This is a genomic window from Rhizobium changzhiense, assembly GCF_013087625.1.
GTDB classification, from domain to species: domain Bacteria; phylum Pseudomonadota; class Alphaproteobacteria; order Rhizobiales; family Rhizobiaceae; genus Rhizobium; species Rhizobium sophorae.
Map to the genome: position 1 here is coordinate 154103 of NZ_JABFCQ010000001.1, position 18748 is coordinate 172850.

An 18748-nucleotide genomic window follows, 5' to 3' on the forward strand; every position below is an offset into this window, starting at 1 on the left:
GGATCATAGCCGGTCGCTTGCGAAAGTTAATCGCGATCCGTTTCAACCCGTGGGCGTTCGGTGGAAAATCCGTCTCAGCGGACTGCAACTCAGGCAATAAGACGCGGATACTCGATCGCCGGGCAGCGGTTCATCACCACCTGGATGCCGGCGGCCTCCGCCTTTGCCGCAGCCGCATCGTCGCGCACACCAAGTTGAGACCAGATGACCTTCGGCAGCGGCCTCAGCGCCAGCGCCTCTTCGACGACCCCATCCAAATATTCGGAGGCGCGAAAGACGTCGACCATGTCGATCGGCACGGGGATGTCGGCGAGCCGGGCATAAACGGTACGGCCCTGGATCTGTTTGCCCGCCTGCCCCGGATTGACAGGAATGACCTCGTAGCCGCGCGACAGCAGATAGCCCATGACGCCGTTGCTCGGCCGGGCCGGATTGGGCGAAGCGCCGGTCAGCGCGATGGTCTTTACCGAATGCAGGATTCCGGCGAGGTAATCATCCGTGTAGGCGTCGTGATTCATGTCCATTTCTCCACTCCCGAAAGCCCTTCGGCGCGGCCGGCATATTTTTTTTGCGTGTGCGTGAAACCGACTGAGCATCTTTTCCGTATATATGAATTGGATACTCCGTGAGGATGATTCGATGAAAAAAGTCGCTCTTGCCCTCATGCTAATGCTCGTGCTCGCCGCATCGCCGGCGTTGGCGATTTCGCGCTACAATCCGCTCACCATGAGCTGTGCCAGCGTTCGCGCCGCCATCCACAATCAAGGCGCCGTCATCTTCCGCTACCAGTCTCCCCGTGGCTTGCCGCTCTACGATCGCTATGTCCGCAACAGCAATTATTGCGACGCGACCGATTATGCGGAATGGACGCATATCCCTTCGAAAGACACTCCCCGTTGCCAAGTGCTGAACTGCCAGAACATCGACAACCTTGACGGGATGCTCTTCGTTCCGCATCATCAGCTTTGATGTTTTTCACCGTCATGGCGGACGCAGGAACTGTACGCCTTTCGCGCTTGCGAAAGGTTTGGGCTCAATTCCGCGCTGCGATTTCCTGAAGATTGCACAATCAGAAGCTTCAATTTTCCCCTATGTCAAAGCTATAGAATAATATCTATATTTCAGCAGCATAGAATAACTGGCTCCGTCATTCCTGCGGATATTTTCTTTTTTTGTTCCCGATGGTTTCCCTCTTTGTTCTTCCATCCATTAGAAACATCTCATAGTTGAAAGGATCGCCTGGATTGAACGCATGTCGCGCGCACGTAGAAATTGCTCCGGGGCACCGCCATTGTTCACATACTGAAAGGATGTTATTTGAGATATGAACGCATAAGCGACCGCAGCCGCACATTTTCGTGCAAATCCCAGTTGTCTTTTCAGGAATTTGAAACGCCAAAGGCGAGGCGTGTTCCGCTTCCTCTCATCCTTTCCGGATTACTCCCTTGCCTCTCGACGTCATCCTGCTCGTTCTCTTCGGCGCACTGCTGCACGCGACATGGAACGCCATCATCAAGGCGGGGGAGCGATAAATCCCTCGATGCGGCGCTGATCTCGGCCGGTGGCGCGGTTTCGGCACTGCCGTTCCTGCCATTCCTGCCGTTGCCGCACGCCTCGGCCTGGCCGTTCATCGGCGCCTCTGCCATCCTGCAGTTTGCCTATTTCCAGCTGGTCGCCGCCACCTACCGGGCCGGCGATATCGGCCTCGTCTATCCGCTGATGCGCGGCTGCGCACCGTTGCTGATCGCCGCGACAAGCGGTTTCATCCTAAAGGAAAATCTTTCCGGCGGCGCCCTTGCCGGCACGATGACGATCTCGGCCGGCGTGCTGACGCTCGCCCTGGAGGCGCGACGCGGCAGCAGCCGCGCCGTCATCCTCTCGCTTGCCAATGCCTGCGTCATCGCCAGCTACACCTATGTCGACGGAATCGGCGCGCGCATCTCCGGCAATGCGGTTTCCTACACTTTGTGGATGTCGCTGCTGCCGCCGGTGCTGCTGTTTTCCTGGGCAGCGTCCCAGCGCGGCGCTTTCGCACTAATGCGTCACGTTCGCCGCAACTGGTGGCGCGGCTTTATCGGCGGCGCCGGCTCGATCGCTTCCTACGGGCTGGCACTCTGGGCGATGACGAAAGCCCCGGTCGCAACCGTCGCAGCCCTGCGCGAAACCGCGATCCTCTTTGCGCTGGTGATTTCGGTGGTCGTCTTCAAGGAGAAAGCCAGCATCTGGCGCTACGTCGCGGGCGTCGTCATCGCAATCGGCGGGCTGATTCTGAAACTGGCGTGATTACTCACCCTTCCATTCCGGCATGCGCTTGCCGAGGAAGGCGCCGATCCCTTCCTCGGCATCCTCAGTCAGCATGCTTTCGACCATCACCCTGGCGGTATAGTCATATGCGGCCTCCACCGGCAGTTCGAGCTGCCGGTTGAAGGCTTCCTTGCCGATCCTCAGCGCCTGCGGCGACTTGCTGGCGATCACCGCCGCATATTTGGACACCACCTGCATCAGATACTGTTTCGGCACGATGCGGTTGACGAGGCCGAAATCCTTCGCGGTCGAGGCGTCGATCGTCTCGCCGGTCAGCAGCATTTCCATTGCCTGCTTGCGGTGCGCGGCACGAGAAACGGCCACCATTGGCGTCGAACAGAACAGGCCGATATTGACGCCCGGTGTGCAGAATGTCGAACTGTCCGTGCAGATCGCCAGATCGCAGGAAGCAACGAGCTGGCAGCCCGCAGCCGTTGCAAGCCCGTCGATCTCGGCGATGACAGGCTTCGGCAGATGCGTGATCTTGAGCATCAGATCGGCAGCGAGCCGAAAGGTCTTTTCGAAGAAACCGGCACCCTGATCTTCATCGGCGCGATGGGCCGTAAGTTCCTTGAGATCATGTCCGGCGGAAAAGACATTGCCGGTCGAGGCGATGACGACGACGCGCACATCCGGCTCCGCCCCGGCCGTCTCGAGCTCTTCCATCAGCGCTTCGAGAAGCGCGATCGAAAGCACATTGGCCGGTGGGTTGTTGAGCACCAACCGCAGCACACCGTCGCGCAGCGAGCGGGTCAGCAATCCGCCCTCTTCCGCTCTGGCAGCGTCCGGGAAGGATACAATTTCGGCCATGATGATGCTCCCTGCGCTCGATTCCAGGCAGACGTTTTGCCACAAGGCGCCGGAAATTTCGAGCAGGATCCGCACTCCCGTAGAGACCGTTGCCGTCAGGACCAGAACCAGGACTTCGATGTTTCTGCCCTTGCCTGCTCCCGGGTCAGACCGACATCGCAAAGCTCGTCGTCGGTGAGTTCTAAAAGCGTGCGACGGCTGCGGCGCTTTTCGAGGTGATGTTCGATCGTCATAAGCAGCCGCAGGCTCCAGCGCGCCGTCCCGTGGAGTCTCGATCGAACGATATCGCGAGGTGTGTCAAGGATCCCGCTTAATTCCAAGGCCATCGCTTCTTCCTTTCTTCAGCGGATGAAAGATGCGCTGGAAGATGCCCCGGAAGAAGCTTATGGATATTATGATATGCATAAGGATTTCTTTTGTATGCCTCTCCACCTCGATCAGCTTGCCGCCTTCGTCAATGTCGCCGATCTCGGAAGCTTTACGGCTGCGGCCGACAAGGAAGGCCTGACGCAGCCGGCCGTCAGCCTGCAGGTCAAGGGGCTCGAACAGCGGCTCGGCGTCCGGCTGATCGAACGCGTCGGGCGGCGGGCGCAGCCGACCGCGGCAGGCCTCGACCTGCTCGTGCATGCAATGCGGCTGCTTCGGGAATCGGCCGCCGCGGAAGAAGCGATGATGCCGTATAGAGATGGCGCCAGCGGCCGCGTGCGCATCGGAAGTGGCGGCACGGCATCGATCCATCTGCTTCCTCGCGCCATCGCCGTTGCCAGAAAATCCATGCCCGGCCTCGAAATCACCGTGCGCATCGGTGATGCCGACGACATTCTGCGCGATCTGGAGGCCAACAGCCTCGATATCGCCGTCGTCGCCCTGCCGGCATCCGGACGGAACTTCGAGATCGAACCGTTCTACGAGGAGGAATTGCTGGCCGTCGCCCCCGCGGGCAGCCTGATGCCCGAAGGCGGGCCGGACGCCGCCTTCATGCGCGACAGGACCCTGCTGCTTTATGAGGGCGGCAATACCAGGCGCGCAATCGACGCGTGGCTGGCTGCACCGGATACCAGGATCCGACCTGCGATGGAGTTCGGCAGTATCGAGGCGATCAAGGAACTGGTGGCCGTGGGGCTCGGCTGGTCGATCCTGCCGGGCCTGGCGCTGAAGCGCGACCGCGCCGGCCTCGTGACGACTGCATCGCTGAACCCGCGGCTCACGCGCCGCCTCGGCATGGTTCTGCGCCGGGACAAACATCTGACACGCGGCCTTCGCGAAATGATGAAATGCCTGCGCGCGTTCAAAGGTTGAACTGCTTTCGACCGTCAGACGCTATTTCAAACCGGTAGAGGCGACGTGAAAAACGTCAGGCACAGCAGTCCGCGATCTCGGAAATATGAGGTATCAAAATACCACATAATTAAGTAATTGTTTTTACTTAATTTTTTTTCCAAACCTTCGGGAAGTCGATATTGACCCAATGTCATATTCCCTTTATACACCGCGCCAGAACGCAGCCTGTCCGGGCTGCTTTCTTTTTGGCATGCCTCGAGCATGCCAATCCAAGCAACAAGAAACGCCCTTCAAGCCTTCGGGCCAAGGGTCCCAAAAGAGAGTATTCACTATGGCAACCTTCTCCCAGAAGCCTGCAGAGGTGGAGAAGAAGTGGGTGATCATCGACGCCGAAGGGCTGGTCGTTGGCCGTCTCGCTTCCATCATCGCTATGCGCCTGCGCGGCAAGCACAAGGCAACCTTTACGCCTCACGTTGACGACGGCGACAACGTCATCGTCATCAATGCCGAAAAGGTCGTTTTCACCGGCAAGAAGTATTCCGACAAGGTCTACTACTGGCACACCGGTTATGCCGGCGGCATCAAGGAACGCAGCGCACGCCAGATCATCGAAGGCCGCTTCCCGGAGCGCGTCCTCGAAAAGGCCGTCGAACGCATGGTTCCGCGTGGTCCGCTCGGCCGTCGCCAGATGAAGAACCTGCGCGTTTACGCCGGCTCCAACCATCCCCATGAAGCCCAGCAGCCGGTCGCCCTTGACGTTGCCGCGCTCAACAAAAAGAACGTAAGGAGCGCCTGATATGGCTGACCTCTCCTCCCTGAAGGATCTCGGCACGGCTTCCGAAGCTGCTGCTCCGGCCCACGTCCGCAAGGTCGATTCGCTCGGCCGCTCCTACGCGACCGGAAAGCGCAAGAACGCCGTCGCCCGCGTCTGGGTCAAGCCGGGCTCCGGCAAGATCATCGTCAACGGCAAGGAATTCGCGGAATATTTCGCCCGTCCGGTGCTGCAGATGATCCTGCGCCAGCCGATCGTCGCGGCTGCCCGTGACGGCCAGTTCGACATCATCGCAACGGTTGCCGGCGGCGGCCTCTCCGGCCAGGCCGGTGCGGTTCGCCACGGCGTGTCCAAGGCGCTCACCTACTTCGAACCGGGCCTGCGCGCGGTGCTGAAGAAGGGCGGCTTCCTGACCCGCGACAGCCGCGTCGTCGAACGCAAGAAGTACGGCAAGGCAAAGGCCCGCCGCTCGTTCCAGTTCTCCAAGCGTTAATCGCTTCGGACAGACGGAATTTACGAAGGCCGGGGCAACCCGGCCTTTTGTTTTGCGCCGTTTAAACCAATCGGAAGCGTGCCGGCGCGCCATTGTCGCATTCCAACTCTGCTGGTAGAAACTTGGCAAAGCGCTTCGCGAATGGACGAAGCCGCAGTCAAGGTCGCATCATGGGAATAACCAAGTCCGCAGACAAATAAGCCGCAACAACTCTGCCCTGTTGTTGCGGCGTCTGTCCGGCCAATCCCGATACTGTTGAAGAGACAGATCGCCGCCGAATGAAATCATTTGAGCGGGTTCTTTCCCATGTTTTATCCCAAAATCCAGCAATGGACCTATTCCCTGCCGGCAGCCTTGCTGCTGATGGCACCATTCGACATCCTGGCCTCGCTCGCCATGGATATCTATCTGCCGATCGTGCCGGTCATGCCGGCGGCGCTCGGCACTTCGCCGGCGGTCATCCAACTGACCCTCAGCCTCTACATGCTCGTGCTCGGTGTCGGCCAGATCGTCTTCGGCCCAATTTCCGATATTGTCGGACGACGGCCTGTCCTGCTTGGAGGTGCTGCACTCTTTGCCGCCTCATCCTTCCTGCTTGCCGGTTCCTCGTCGGCGACGATCTTCGTGGTCTTGAGATTGCTGCAGGCAGTCGGCGCGTCGGCGACCCTCGTCGCAACTTTCGCAACCGTGCGTGACGTCTACGCCGGGCGTCCCGAAAGCAGCACGATCTATAGCCTTCTCGGCTCCATCCTCTCTTTCGTGCCGGCACTCGGCCCGATCATCGGAGCCTTGATCGCGGATCGCTTCGGCTGGCGCGCCATCTTCCTCGTCATCGGCCTCCTTTCGGTTGCCGCCCTTTTCAACGCCGGCATGCGGTGGCACGAAACCCGCCCTGCCGTCACCGCGAAGATCGCACTCCGCCCGATCCTTACAAGCCTTCCCTTCTGGGTTTATACGGGCGGCTTCAGCACGGCGATGGGCGCCTTCTTCGTCTTCTTCTCGACGGCACCCCGTATCCTGATCGACAAAGCCGGTTTTTCCGGCATCGCCTTCAGCTTCATCTTTGCCACGGTGGCGCTGGTGATGATCGTGACGGCGCGTTTCGCCAAACGTTTCGTCATGCGTTGGGGCATTGCAGGCAGCCTTGCCAGAGGCATCGCAATGCTGCTTCTCGGCGCCGTGCTGCTTGCTTTTGGACAGCTGTTTCTGCAGCCCTCCCTGGTCAGCTTCGTCGTGCCGATGTGGATCATCGCGATCGGTATCGTCGTTGCGACGGCGGTCACCGCCAACGGCGCGCTCGACGCCTTTGGCGATACGGCCGGGACGGCGGTCGCGCTCTATTCCTGCGTCGCGAGCATCATCGTCGGCTTTGTCGGAACCTTCTTCGTGATTCTGCTCGGCAGTGACAGCGCCTGGCCGCTCGCGAGCTATGTCTCAGCGACCGCGCTGACGACGCTGGCTGGATTGTGGTGCCTGTGGAAGCCGGCCCGATAGGCAGCGGAAAAATGACGGTCGCTCGACGATAACGAGCGGCCGTCGTCCGAACGATTGCTTGAAATCCGTCCGCACCTCGCCTACCCCTTTCTGCGCGCGGGGATCGGCCAATTCCTTGGCGAGAGACCTGCCGCCCGACGCTCTGGCGTCGAACGGCGATCCTGCAATGCAGCGTCCGTATCGAACGCGACTATGATTTTGCGACCGAAAAAGGAGCATGATTTGGCGAACAGATCGATTGACCACGCCTTTACGGCGACCAGCCTCACCTCCGCTGCCAGCGATCCGACCTTTGCCGGCGCGCTGTCCTTCATGCGCCGCCGCTTCACCAAGGAGCTCGCCGGCGTCGACGTCGCCGTCTGGGGCATCCCCTTCGATGCCGCGACATCGAACAGGCCGGGCACACGCTTCGGGCCGCAAGCAATCCGGCGCGCCTCGGCGATCTTCGACAATGATGCGCAATATCCCTTCAACCGCGATCTCTTCGCCGAAATGGCCGTGATCGACTACGGCGATTGCCTGCTCGACTATGGCAATCATCAGGACACGCCATCCGCTATCGAACGACAGGCGAATGTCATCCTCGACAGCGGCGCCTTCCTGTTGACGCTCGGCGGCGATCATTACGTCACCTGGCCGCTGCTAAAAGCCCATGTGGCAAAACATGGGCCGCTGGCGCTCGTGCAGTTCGACGCGCACCAGGATACCTGGTTCGACGAGGAACGCCGCATCGACCACGGTTCTTTCGTGGCGCGGGCAGCGCGCGAAGGTATCATCGATCCCGACCGCTCGATCCAGATCGGCATCCGCACCCATGCGCCTGAGGATTGCGGCGTCAATATTCTCTACGGTCATCAGGTCGAGGAGATGAGCGCCAGCGATATCGCCTCGGCGATCATCTCCCATACGCGCGGGGCGCCGGCCTATCTCAGCTTCGATATCGATTGCCTCGATCCGGCCTTTGCGCCGGGCACCGGCACGCCGGTAGCCGGCGGGCCGTCGAGCGCCAAGATCCTCTCGGTGCTGCAGCGTCTGCACCAGCTCGATATCCGCGGCGCCGACGTCGTCGAGGTATCGCCGCCCTACGATCATGCCGACATCACCGCCATTGCGGGGGCAACGGTGGCGATGTATATGCTGGGGCTTCATGCCGAGCGACGCGCCATCGCCGTGTCACAAGGCTGACCTATCATCCTCAAACTGAATCCGGAAACCTTCAGAACCCATTGAAAGCGCAGGTTTAACATGGCACCGAAAATCTTCATCGACGGCGAACACGGCACGACGGGTCTGCAGATCCGCACGCGCATGGCAGGCCGCCGCGATGTCGAACTTCTGTCCATACCCGAAGCCGAGCGTCGCAACGCCGCCATGCGCGAGGACATGCTGAACGGCGCCGACATCGCCATTCTCTGCCTGCCCGACGATGCGTCGAAGGAAGCGGTTCAAATGGTTTCGGCCAACAACAATGTGCGCGTCATCGACACTTCGACCGCCTTCCGCGTCAATCCCGGCTGGGCCTATGGTTTTGCCGAAATGGACAAACAGCAGGCCGACAAGATCGCTGCCGCTCGTTTCGTCGCCAATCCCGGCTGCTATCCCACCGGAGCGATCGGCCTTATCCGGCCGTTGCGCGCTGCCGGCATTCTGCCGGACGGCTATCCCGTCACGGTCAACGCGGTCTCCGGCTATACCGGCGGCGGCAAGCAGATGATCGCGCAGATGGAAAACCCGGATCACCCGGATGCGATCACCGCACCGCATTTCCTCTACGGCCTGCCGCTCACCCACAAACACGTGCCCGAGATGACCGTGCACGGCCTGCTCGACCGCGCGCCGATCTTCTCGCCGTCGGTCGGCAAGTTCGCGCAAGGGATGATCGTGCAGGTGCCGCTGCATCTCGACGATCTCGCCGAGGGCACGACGATGGAGAGCATCCATGCGGCCCTCGTCGCCCATTATGCCGGCCAGGATATCGTAACCGTCGTGCCGCTGGCCGAAAGCAAGGCCCTACCTCGCGTCAATGCCATCGAGCTCGAAGGCAAAGACACGATGAAGCTCTTCGTCTTCGGCACCCCGGGCGCGTCGCAGGTCAATTTGGTGGCGCTGCTCGACAATCTCGGCAAGGGCGCTTCTGGCGCCGCCGTCCAGAACATGGACCTGATGCTCGCCTCGTAAGGCGGGATCCGCGGCATCGACGTGATGCCGCTCGAGCTTCATGTCGATCTCATCATCATGAAATCGCGGTCGCCTGCCTCGGCGACCGCAGTATCGCTTTCGCGCTCGATCATCGATGACGATTGGGCTATGAAACCGCATCCTTCCTCGCTGCCCATCCCGAATCACGGAGCCGATGTCATGACGCTGGATGCGCTTATCGCTGGCGTCGGCGCATGGTTTGCCGCAGCCTTGCCCGATCATGGCATCTATGCGCTGATGGCGTTTGCCTTTATCGCCGGGCTTGCCCGCGGATTTTCGGGTTTCGGCGCCGCATTGATCTTCATTCCGCTCGGCGGCGCGATTGTCGGGCCGAAGCTGATCTCACCGATCCTGCTCGTCATCGACGGCATTGCCACACTCGGGATGATCCCACCGGCCTGGCGCGGCGCCAACCGATCTGAGGTTTTCGTCATGGCGGCGGGTGCAGCGCTCGGCGTGCCGGCCGGCACGGCGATGCTGGCGCTGCTCGACCCGATACTGCTGCGCTGGAGCATCACGATCATCGCCATCTGCCTGTTGGCGCTGCTGGTATCGGGATGGCGTTATCACGGGGAGGCGTCCGCACCGCTCACCAGCGGCGTCGGGCTGATCGCCGGACTTTTCAGCGGCGCTGCGCAGCTCGGCGGGCCGCCGGTTGTCGCCTACTGGCTCGGCGGCAAGAGCGATTTCACCCGCGTTCGGGCGAATGTCGTGCTCTATTTCTCGATTTCGTCCGTCTTCAGCGCCATCAGCTATTATTTCGGCGGACTGTTCGTGCCTGCCGTCTTTGCGCTCACCGTCGTCATCCTGCCGAGTTATGTGGTCGGGCTCTACGGCGGCTCCAAACTGTTCGGGCTTGCCGAGGAACGAACTTTCCGCATCGCCTGCTACGTGCTGATCGCCGCCGCCGCGATCATCGGCATGCCGCTGCTCGATGGCGTGCTGCGTTAGACCGGCTTCGGTCCTGGCGGCCCGCCGGCTGCAATCGTCTGAAGATAGCTCTCGGTGAAATCGGTATCGATCTCCAACCATAGCGGGGCATGATCCGACATTTGCCATGTCCGCCATTTCTCGTAGAGCGCCTCGGGGGTCTTTGCCTTGAATTTCGGATCGGCTTCCGGATCGCTCTTCGGCAGGAATTCCGCATAGAGCGCCCTGTCCTCGTCGGTGGAGCGGAAGACGTCGGCATAAAGATCGATCAGTCCGCCGGTTATAACCTTGAAGCGCTTGTCCTTCACGCGCACGGCAATCTGGTCGTAAAAATGGTCGCCCAGCTTTCGCACCTTCTTGCCGTCGATCTCGGCCGGAACCATGAAGCCGTGGCTCTTCAGGGCCTTCATCGTCTCATGTTCGGGGCTGACGACATTGAAATCGCCAAGCAGGATGTAGTTTTCAACGGCGCCGCTGACGTCGAGTTCCTGGCTGCTGGCTTCATCCTGCCGGTCGGCGAAAAATTCGACGAGCTGCTTGATCTCCCCGATCCGCCGTTTCAACTGCTCGCCCGAATCCGCACCGTAGTAGATATGCACGGTACAGAGGCTGAAACGGAACCAACCGGACTGGAATGCCACGAGAAATGGGCTGCGGGCGAATTGCTGCTCCATCTCGACAGTCTTCGGCTCGACATTGGGCTGGCCTTTCGGCGCCTTCACCTTCTTGCTGGAAACGACGAGATGACCTTCCGGCAGCACGACTTCGCCGGCTATCTTGCGGAACCAGACCTTTTCAGTGTTGTAGACGAAGGCCATGCGCTCGGAATTGCCGCCGGAACCGGCCGTCGTATCCGTTGCGATATAATCCCATTCCCGGCCGAGGATTTTCATCACCTTTTCCAGCGCCGAAAGGTCGCGGTTGACCTCCTGGATCGCCACCAGATCGAAGCAGGCGATCATCTCGGCGATATAATAAAAGGTCTCCGGAAGGCGTGGACCGAAGCCGAATTTATTCGAATCAAAATCGCGAATGTTCCAGGTCGCCAGCAGCAGCGAGCTGTCTTTCTTCTGGGTGCGCAATGGCGTTAGCGTCTTGCGAATGTCGAGAAGGCGTTGCGCGCAGCGCTCGATCGTTCCCTCCGGTTGTCCCTGCAATGCCCTGCGCATTCCGGCATAATTATTGGACATCGCCCCTCCACGCTGTCGCCGTTTGCCGAACCTAACCCAGCTGCATATATCGACGCAATATTACACGTTTAAGTCAGTAAGCGCCCGTTGGTCGTGAACGACTACATCCGTGCGCGGCGCCACGGTGAGGCCAGGCTTCAATCGCGCTCGGCGATCATCGTCCCGTGCGGATATTCGCCGTAAAAGCCGCGCCAATTGGCGACGGCGAAGCCGAAGACGACAAGCGCGCCGGCCTGATGCAGCAGGCCCCAGTGAAGCGGCACCTGCATCAGCAGCGCCGCGATGCCGATCGCTGCCTGCAGCGTCACCAGCACGAAGAGTAGAATGGCGCGGCGTGCGTGGGTGGTCCAAGGTGCTGCACGAAGGGCGATCACCATGTTGATCAGCGTCAATGCGAAGAGCGTATAGGCGCCGATGCGGTGAATGAACTGCACCGTCTTCGGGTTCTCGAAAGCATTGATCCAGAAGGGCTGCTGGATCAGCAGATCGGACGGGATGACGGCGCCATCCATCAGCGGCCAGGTATTGAAGGAGAAACCGGCATCAAGCCCCGCCACCAGCGCGCCGAGATAGATCTGGAACAGTGAGAAAATGGCGATCGCGGCGGCAAAACCGCGCGAGCTTCGTGCTGGCGGCGGATCGTCGGAATGCGGTGAGAGACCACGCATGATCCACATGCAGCCGGCAAAGATTAGGCAGGCCATGACGAGATGCGTCGCCAGCCTGTACTGGCTGACGTCGGTGCGGACGGAAAGGCCCGAAGACACCATCCACCAACCGATAAACCCCTGCAGGCCGCCAAGCGCCAGAATGCCAACGAGCGGCCAGCGCAGGCGCTTTTCGATCCGCCCCGTCAGCCAGAAATAGATGAGCGGCAGCGCAAAGATCACGCCGATGGCACGCGCGATCAGCCGGTGCGCCCATTCCCACCAGAAGATGCCCTTGAACTCATCGACGGTCATGGAACTGTTCAACTGCTGAAATTCGGGAATGCGCTGGTAGAGGCGGAATTCCTCCTCCCATTCGGCGGCCGACAGCGGTGGGATGACGCCGTGGATCGGCTTCCACTCGGTGATCGACAGGCCGGAATTGGTCAGCCGCGTGGCGCCGCCGACGAGCACGAGACAGAAGAGCGCCAAAAGCACGAAGCCGAGCCAGAGGCGCAAGGCGCGGCGGTCGCGATTCTGCTTGCGCACTTCGCTCAGGATCGCCTGTTCCGTGATCGGGTTTGCGACGGCCATGATGTCTCCTTCTATCCGGCAGTTGATTTGCCCCAGCGGCTCATGCAAAACAAGCCCCGAACCTTTGCGGCATGCCGTCGCGCCGGTTCGCCCATCCATGCCGAGAGATAACCGATGCCCGTCCGCCTCCGCAAATTCATCGGCACGATCCTCATCATCGTGCTCGTGCTCCTCTATGCGCTGGTGGCCAATACGATCGCGGTGGCAACGCTCGGCAACGCGCCCTGGTGGGGACATCTGCTCTATTTCCTGCTCACCGGCCTGCTCTGGGTATTGCCGGCGATGGTGATCATCAAATGGATGGCCGGGCCACCGCAGCGCTAAAGCGCGTCGCGATCTTTCAGATTCGCTTGTCGCGCTTTAGGTCTTTGTTTTTTACGCATATCGTTGTCGCAAAACCGCTGCACACTTTGCGCGACATGCTTTAGGGCCATTAACGGCCGAATAACCGTGATACGCGGAAAACCTCGCCCATCGCCTGCGGTTAAACCAAATATACGTCTGCCATACCTACCTTCCCGTTCAGCATTCTTGACCGGAGAAAACCGTGCAGACGCAACCGCTCGATGTCCATGAACAGCCGTCCGACGACGTGACGCTGGCCGATACGGCCATTTCGCGCCTGCGCCAGCTGAGCATGAAACTCGCCATGGCCCAACTCGACATCGAAGTCTTCGAGGCGATGCAGCCGCTGGAGGATGACTGGCGGGCGCTGGAGCGCGACAACCTCCAATCCCTGCATCAGAGCTACGACTGGTGCGCTGCCTGGGTGAGCGCCTTCCAGCGGCCGCTTGCGATCCTCAAAGCCACTCATGCGGGTCAGACCGCCTTCATTCTGCCGGTCGAGATCGTCAAGTCTCGCGGCCTCAGGACGGCGAAATTCATTGCCGCCGATCACAGCAATATCAATACGGGCCTGTTCGCAGAGAGTTTTGCCGAAGCAGGCAGGACCATCGACCCGCATGAGTTCGCCGGCCAGTTCCGGCATGCGCTGAAGGGCCGCGCCGATCTGCTGCTGCTGCAGAACATTCCGCTCGAATGGCGCGGGCGAGAGAGCCCGCTCGCCGGGCTGCCGATGGTGCAGAACCAGAATCATGCCTATCAGCTGCCGTTCCTTTCCGCTTTCGAGGACACGCTGAAGCAGCTCAACGCCAAGAACCGGCGCAAGAAATTCCGTGTTCAGTCGAAGCGTCTCGAGGCGGCCGGCGGCTTCGAATACGTCATTCCCGAGACATCGGCAGAACAGCATGGCATGCTCGATATCTTCTTCCGCCTGAAAAGCGCCCGCTTCGCCAGCCTCGGTCTGCCCGACGTCTTTGCCGACAGGGAGACGCAGACCTTCCTGCACGGTCTCATCGACAAGCAGGACGACACCAGGCAGTACTCCGGGTTGCAGATGCATATGCTCCGGCTCAAGGGCGAGCATGAGGGTAAGATCGCCGCGATCTCAGGGATTTCGCGTAAGGGCGACCATATCATCTGCCAGTTCGGCGCGATCGATGAAGAGCTCGTGCCGGAAACGAGCCCCGGCGAATTTCTCTATTGGCAGACCATCTCGGGATTGCATGGCAAGGGCGTCGCGCTGTTCGATTTCGGCCTCGGCGACCAGACCTACAAGCGTTCCTGGGCGCCGGTCGAGACCGCGCATTACGACGTGGTGCTGCCGGTATCGCCGTTCGGCGTCGTCGCCGGCGCCGCCCACCGGCTCGTCACCCGCGGCAAGGCGCACATCAAGGTGCGCCCGAAGCTCTATAAATTCGCCCAGGGCATCCGGGCACGGATCGGTTAAAGCGCGTCGCGATCTTTCAGATTCGCTCCTTGCGTTTTAGCTCTTTGTTTTACGCATGTCGTTGCCGCAAAACCGCTGCACACTTTTGCGCGACATGCTTTAACCGTTCAAGCGGCCCGGCCGAGTGCCTGCTCGACCCCTTCGCCGCCCGACATCAGCACGACGCGCTCATAGCCGGCAGCCTGGAATTCCGTCATCAACGCAACGAAAATGGTCTCCTCGACCTCAGGCAGCGAGAGGATGATCTCGACGTCCCGGCTGCGCGTCAGCCGCGAGACGCCGGCGACATCGGCCGAACCGCATTCGACCACCACGAGATCGTAGGCGGCGGCGAGCGCATCGAGCAGCAACGAGAGCCGGTCGACACCGCGCATGGCGCGGCGCACGTCGCTCTGGCCCTGGGGAATGAGATGGGCATCGGAGAGGCGGTCGCCGTGGATCGTGTCGCCGAAGGCGGCCTCGCCGCAAAGCAGATCGGTGACGCCAAGGGCGGCCGGGTCCTCGGCCATCAGTTCCGTGGGGTAGCCGGAGCCGGTCATATCGATCAGGATGACGCGGTGGCCGGCATCGGCGAGCATGCGGGTCAGCGAAACCGTCGCCGCCGAGCCGTTGTCACCGGTCGGGGATATGGCGATTGCCAGCGGCGCGCGGCTGCCGGTGAGATAATCCGCAACTGAGGCGACGGAGAATTCATTGTCATCCTCCGGCTCGTCCTCTGGCGCCTCATCGGCACCCTTAACGTCCTCGATCGTATCCTCTTCGTCCGCGACGACGGCGAGCATGCTCGGCTGAACGGGTTTTCCGGCGGCGGCGATCGGAGCGGCCTGCGGCACATGTTTCTCCTCGACTGCTTCTGCCTCGATTGTCTCTGAAGCCGCATCTGTCGGGCGGAGTGCCCGGCCACTGAAGAGTTCGGCCAGCATGATGACGATGGCGCTCATGATCAGCGTCGCGACGGCAGCGACGACGACGATCGGCACCACCTTGGGGAAATAAGGATCGACCGGCTCGACGGCCCTCGAAACGATACGGGCATCGGCTGGGCTCGAATTGCTGTCGGCGCGGGAGGCAGCCTCGCGGTAGCGCACCAGATAGGTTTCAAGCAACTGGCGCTGGGCGTTCGCCTCGCGCTCCAGCGCATTGAGGCCAACCTCATCCTCACCGGCGCGGGCACTGGTGGCCTGCACCGTGTCCGACTGGCGTTCGAGTTCACTTGCCCTCAAATCCGCGACCTTGGACTCATTCTCGATGCTCGCCAGGATCTTCTGCGTCTCCTGGCGGATCTGAGTGCGGATATCGGAAAGCTGGGCGCGCAGGCTTTTCAGCCGCGGATGGTTGTTGAGTAGGCTGGTCTGCAGATCGGAGATCTGCGACTGCAGGCCGGATTCCGTCGCCTTCAACCGCTGGATCGCCTGGGAGGACATGATGTCGGGCAACGTATCGGAGGCTTCGCCCGAAGACAGTGCATTGCGCACAGCCTGTGCCCTCGCCTCGGCATTGGCCTTGTCGCCCCGCACGCGGGTCAACTCAGCGGAAATATCGTTCAGTTGCTGGGCCGGAAAAGTGGTCGTGCCGTTCGTCTGCAGCAGCCCGTGCGAGGTGCGGTATTCGGCAACCTTCTTCTCCGCTTCGCTGACCTTCTGGCGCAGGCCCTCGATCTCCGGCTCCAGCCAACGGGTCGCCTCGGAATTGGAATCGAGCTTGGCGCCGCTCTGGGTCGAAAGATAGACATTCGCCATGGCATTCGGGATGGCGGCGGCAAGCTTCGGGTCCTTGGAGGTGAAAGTGATGCCGATGACGCGGGAACCCGGCACCTGATAGACCTGCAGGCGTTCGACGAAGGCGTCGATGACGCGCTCTTCCGGCGGATTTTCCAGCGGGTTCTTCTTCAGGTGCAGCTTCACCAGGATACTGCTCATCGCCGAGCCGCTGGCGGCATCGTCGAATTCCGGCAGGTTATAAAGCTTCAGATCGTTGATGACTTTCTTGAGGAGATCGGCCGATTGCAGAAGCTGCACCTGGCTGGCGATGTTCAGTTCGTCCATCAGCGGACCGGCGCTGGCGTCATTGGCCTGCTGCGTGCTGGCGAAAGCCGGCGCACGGGGTTCGATGAGTATGCGCGTTTCGCTGCGATATTGCGGCGACATGATCTTGGCGCCGGCAAAGGCGACGCCTGCCCCCACGAGGGTGATTGTCAAAATCCGCAGACGGCGCGCCCAGACCGCACGGACCAACTGGCCGAGGTCGATGTCCACATCCTGATCACGAGCTACGCCGGACATGCTCTTACTCCACTACAAAGGTGCCGTAAGTGTAAACGACCATGGTAACTCAACGGTTAATGGCGATCTCGCCGGGAAAGGGCGATGATCGATGAAGGAAACCGGGAAATTGCGGGCGTCCTTTACCGGGCATTAACCCTAACGGATCGATAACGACTGCACCGAGTTCATTTTGTGAGCACAAGCGGATGTCTGTCGTCCAGCCCAAAATCCTTTTGGCCCTGAGCCTTGCAGCCATGACGGCAGCACTGAGCGGCTGCACGACGTACAGGCCTGCGCCGAAGGCCTTCAACGAGGCCACCATCCAGCCCTACACGCTGGACAGCGGCGATCGGCTGCGCATTACCGTCTTCGACCAGCAGAGCCTGACCAATACCTATACGGTGGATCAGGCCGGCTATGTTGCCTTCCCGCTCATCGGCCAGGTCCCTGCCCGCGGCCGAACCCTGCAGCAACTCTCGGGACAGATCGCCCAGAAACTGCAGCAGGGCTATCTTCGCGATCCCGACGTCACCATCGATGTCGATCGCTACCGTTCGGTCTTCATCATGGGTGAAGTCGGCCAGCCCGGCCAGTATGCCTATGTTCCCGGCATGACGGTGCAGAATGCCATCGCGGTTGCCGGCGGTTTCACCAGCCGCGCCAACCAACGCATGGTCGATGTCACTCGCAAGATCAATGGACAGGTGCTGACCGGCCGCATCAATATATCGGGGCCGATCATCGCAGGTGATACGATCTACGTTCGCGAACGGCTTTTCTGAGCGATGGCAAAACAGCAGCCGCTCCGCATCCTTCACTGCTTCAGGTCGCCGGTCGGCGGAATTTTCCGCCATGTCCGCGATCTCGTCGAGGAGCACAGCAAGGCCGGCCATGAAATCGGCATCCTCTGCGACAGCTCGACCGGCGGCGAATACGAGGACAGCCTGTTCGACGATATCCGTCCCTATCTCTCGCTCGGCCTGACGCGCGTGCCGATCCGGCGCTCGATCAGCCCGTCCGATATTGCGACGATGTGGGATACATACAAGAAAATCAAAAGTTTGCGGCCGGATGTGCTGCACGGACACGGCGCCAAGGGCGGCGTGCTCGCGCGACTTGCCGGCTCAGCGTTGCGGGTGAACAGGTATCGCGTAGCCCGCCTCTATACCGCGCATGGCGGAAGCCTGCATTATTCGCGCTCCTCGCTCAGCGGACAGTTCGTCCTCAGGATGGAGCGCCTGCAGGAATATTTCACCGATGCGCTGGTCTTCATCTGCGAATATGAGCGCGACACCTATGCGCGCAAGGTCGGACGGCCGCGGACGAAGACGAGACTGATCTACAACGGCATCGGCGAGCGCGATTTCGAGCCGATCCCGACCCGCTCGGATGCCGTGCATTTCATCTATGTGGGAATGCTCCGGGACCTCAAGGGTCCCGATCTGTTTGTCGATGCCTTCGCCAAGACCGAACGGCTGCTCGGCAGGCCGCTGTCGGCGTTGATGATCGGCGACGGGCCGGATCGCGACCGCTACCGTGAAATGATGGTTGAACGCGGCCTTGGCAAACGCATCGGCATGCTGCCGGCAATGCGGGTCCACGAAGCCTTCTCCATGGCGCAAAACCTCGTCGTTCCCTCGCGCGCCGAAGCCATGCCCTATATCGTGCTCGAGGGGCTCGGCGCCGGCAAGACGATCATTGCAAGCCGTGTCGGCGGCATTCCCGAGGTGCTCGGCGCGGACAGCGCAGCACTGGTGGAGCCCGGCAATTCCGACGATCTCGCCCGCGTCATGGCGGAAACGCTGAGCACGCCCGGCTGGCACGCCAGGACGATGCCGAGGCCCGAGGCGGTGAAGGCGGTGTTTTCCTCCGCCGTCATGGCGCGTGATGTCCTGAAATTGTACCATGAACTCGTCGATCCCGCTGCCGGCCAAGCAGTGCCCGCCGCTTCGTAAATATTTCTTAGGGGCTTTCTGGTATT

The 18748-nt window shown here is 60.9% G+C and carries 18 protein-coding genes and 1 pseudogene; 13 read left to right on the forward strand and 6 right to left on the reverse strand.

Annotated elements, in window-relative coordinates; translation table 11 throughout:
* Window positions 1-89 precede the first annotated feature (89 nt).
* Window positions 90-518 (reverse strand): CoA-binding protein, encoded by a 429-nt coding sequence (locus G9X68_RS00775; RefSeq protein WP_171600891.1) that lies wholly within the window; start codon window positions 516-518, stop codon window positions 90-92.
* Window positions 519-639: 121 nt separating this feature from the next.
* On the opposite strand from G9X68_RS00775, the gene G9X68_RS00780 reads away from it, so the two are divergent.
* Entirely contained in the window at window positions 640-969 is a 330-nt protein-coding gene (locus tag G9X68_RS00780) for a hypothetical protein (RefSeq protein WP_171600892.1), read from the forward strand.
* A gap of 476 nt (window positions 970-1445) precedes the next feature.
* Window positions 1446-2283: pseudogene (locus tag G9X68_RS00785) on the forward strand (EamA family transporter).
* Here G9X68_RS00785 and G9X68_RS00790 read toward each other — a convergent pair.
* Together G9X68_RS00790 and G9X68_RS00795 are read right to left on the reverse strand one after the other, a co-directional pair.
* Window positions 2284-3114, reverse strand: coding sequence for an enoyl-CoA hydratase (locus G9X68_RS00790; RefSeq protein WP_171600893.1), 831 nt, complete (start codon window positions 3112-3114; stop codon window positions 2284-2286).
* 95 nt (window positions 3115-3209) lie between these two features.
* A complete protein-coding gene (locus tag G9X68_RS00795) occupies window positions 3210-3440 on the reverse strand; it encodes a DUF1127 domain-containing protein (protein WP_171600894.1) in 231 nt (76 codons plus the stop codon).
* Window positions 3441-3513: 73 nt separating this feature from the next.
* Here G9X68_RS00795 and G9X68_RS00800 point away from each other — a divergent pair, with 73 nt between their 5' ends.
* From G9X68_RS00800 to G9X68_RS00835, 7 genes are all read left to right on the forward strand, one after another.
* Window positions 3514-4413 (forward strand): LysR family transcriptional regulator, encoded by a 900-nt coding sequence (locus G9X68_RS00800; RefSeq protein WP_171600895.1) that lies wholly within the window; start codon window positions 3514-3516, stop codon window positions 4411-4413.
* Window positions 4414-4726: 313 nt separating this feature from the next.
* The gene (gene rplM / locus G9X68_RS00805; protein WP_003558420.1) at window positions 4727-5191 is read left to right on the forward strand and encodes a 50S ribosomal protein L13; all 465 of its coding nucleotides are present in this window, start codon (window positions 4727-4729) and stop codon (window positions 5189-5191) included.
* Window position 5192: 1 nt separating this feature from the next.
* Window positions 5193-5660: a 30S ribosomal protein S9 gene (gene rpsI, locus G9X68_RS00810; protein WP_018241561.1), complete on the forward strand. Its 468-nt coding sequence runs from the start codon at window positions 5193-5195 to the stop codon at window positions 5658-5660.
* A gap of 306 nt (window positions 5661-5966) precedes the next feature.
* Window positions 5967-7154, forward strand: a complete 1188-nt coding sequence (cml, locus tag G9X68_RS00815; RefSeq protein ID WP_171600896.1) for a CmlA/FloR family chloramphenicol efflux MFS transporter — start codon at window positions 5967-5969, stop codon at window positions 7152-7154.
* A gap of 222 nt (window positions 7155-7376) precedes the next feature.
* Window positions 7377-8339: an agmatinase gene (gene speB, locus G9X68_RS00820; protein ID WP_171600897.1), complete on the forward strand. Its 963-nt coding sequence runs from the start codon at window positions 7377-7379 to the stop codon at window positions 8337-8339.
* A 60-nt stretch (window positions 8340-8399) separates the two neighbouring features.
* Complete coding sequence (argC, locus tag G9X68_RS00825) at window positions 8400-9332, forward strand: N-acetyl-gamma-glutamyl-phosphate reductase (protein WP_171600898.1); 933 nt, start codon at window positions 8400-8402, stop codon at window positions 9330-9332.
* 180 nt (window positions 9333-9512) lie between these two features.
* Window positions 9513-10304 (forward strand): sulfite exporter TauE/SafE family protein, encoded by a 792-nt coding sequence (locus G9X68_RS00835; RefSeq protein ID WP_171602124.1) that lies wholly within the window; start codon window positions 9513-9515, stop codon window positions 10302-10304.
* Here the strand turns inward: G9X68_RS00835 and G9X68_RS00840 are convergent.
* Entirely contained in the window at window positions 10301-11473 is a 1173-nt protein-coding gene (locus tag G9X68_RS00840) for an endonuclease/exonuclease/phosphatase family protein (RefSeq protein ID WP_171600899.1), read from the reverse strand. The genes G9X68_RS00835 and G9X68_RS00840 overlap by 4 nt on opposite strands.
* A 137-nt stretch (window positions 11474-11610) precedes the next feature.
* Entirely contained in the window at window positions 11611-12714 is a 1104-nt protein-coding gene (locus G9X68_RS00845; protein ID WP_171600900.1) for a COX15/CtaA family protein, read from the reverse strand.
* 114 nt (window positions 12715-12828) lie between these two features.
* Between G9X68_RS00845 and G9X68_RS00850 the strand changes: the two genes are divergently transcribed.
* Window positions 12829-13038, forward strand: a complete 210-nt coding sequence (locus tag G9X68_RS00850) for a DUF2842 domain-containing protein (RefSeq protein WP_171600901.1) — start codon at window positions 12829-12831, stop codon at window positions 13036-13038.
* 223 nt (window positions 13039-13261) lie between these two features.
* Window positions 13262-14503, forward strand: a complete 1242-nt coding sequence (locus tag G9X68_RS00855; protein ID WP_171600902.1) for a GNAT family N-acetyltransferase — start codon at window positions 13262-13264, stop codon at window positions 14501-14503.
* Window positions 14504-14610: 107 nt separating this feature from the next.
* On the opposite strand, the gene G9X68_RS00860 is transcribed toward G9X68_RS00855, so the two are convergent.
* On the reverse strand, window positions 14611-16785 hold the full coding sequence (locus G9X68_RS00860; RefSeq protein WP_171600903.1) for an exopolysaccharide transport family protein: 2175 nt from the start codon (window positions 16783-16785) through the stop codon (window positions 14611-14613).
* A 188-nt stretch (window positions 16786-16973) separates the two neighbouring features.
* Here G9X68_RS00860 and G9X68_RS00865 point away from each other — a divergent pair, with 188 nt between their 5' ends.
* Window positions 16974-17549 (forward strand): polysaccharide biosynthesis/export family protein, encoded by a 576-nt coding sequence (locus G9X68_RS00865; RefSeq protein WP_017959905.1) that lies wholly within the window; start codon window positions 16974-16976, stop codon window positions 17547-17549.
* A 3-nt stretch (window positions 17550-17552) separates the two neighbouring features.
* Window positions 17553-18722: a glycosyltransferase gene (locus G9X68_RS00870; RefSeq protein WP_171600904.1), complete on the forward strand. Its 1170-nt coding sequence runs from the start codon at window positions 17553-17555 to the stop codon at window positions 18720-18722.
* Window positions 18723-18748 lie beyond the last annotated feature (26 nt).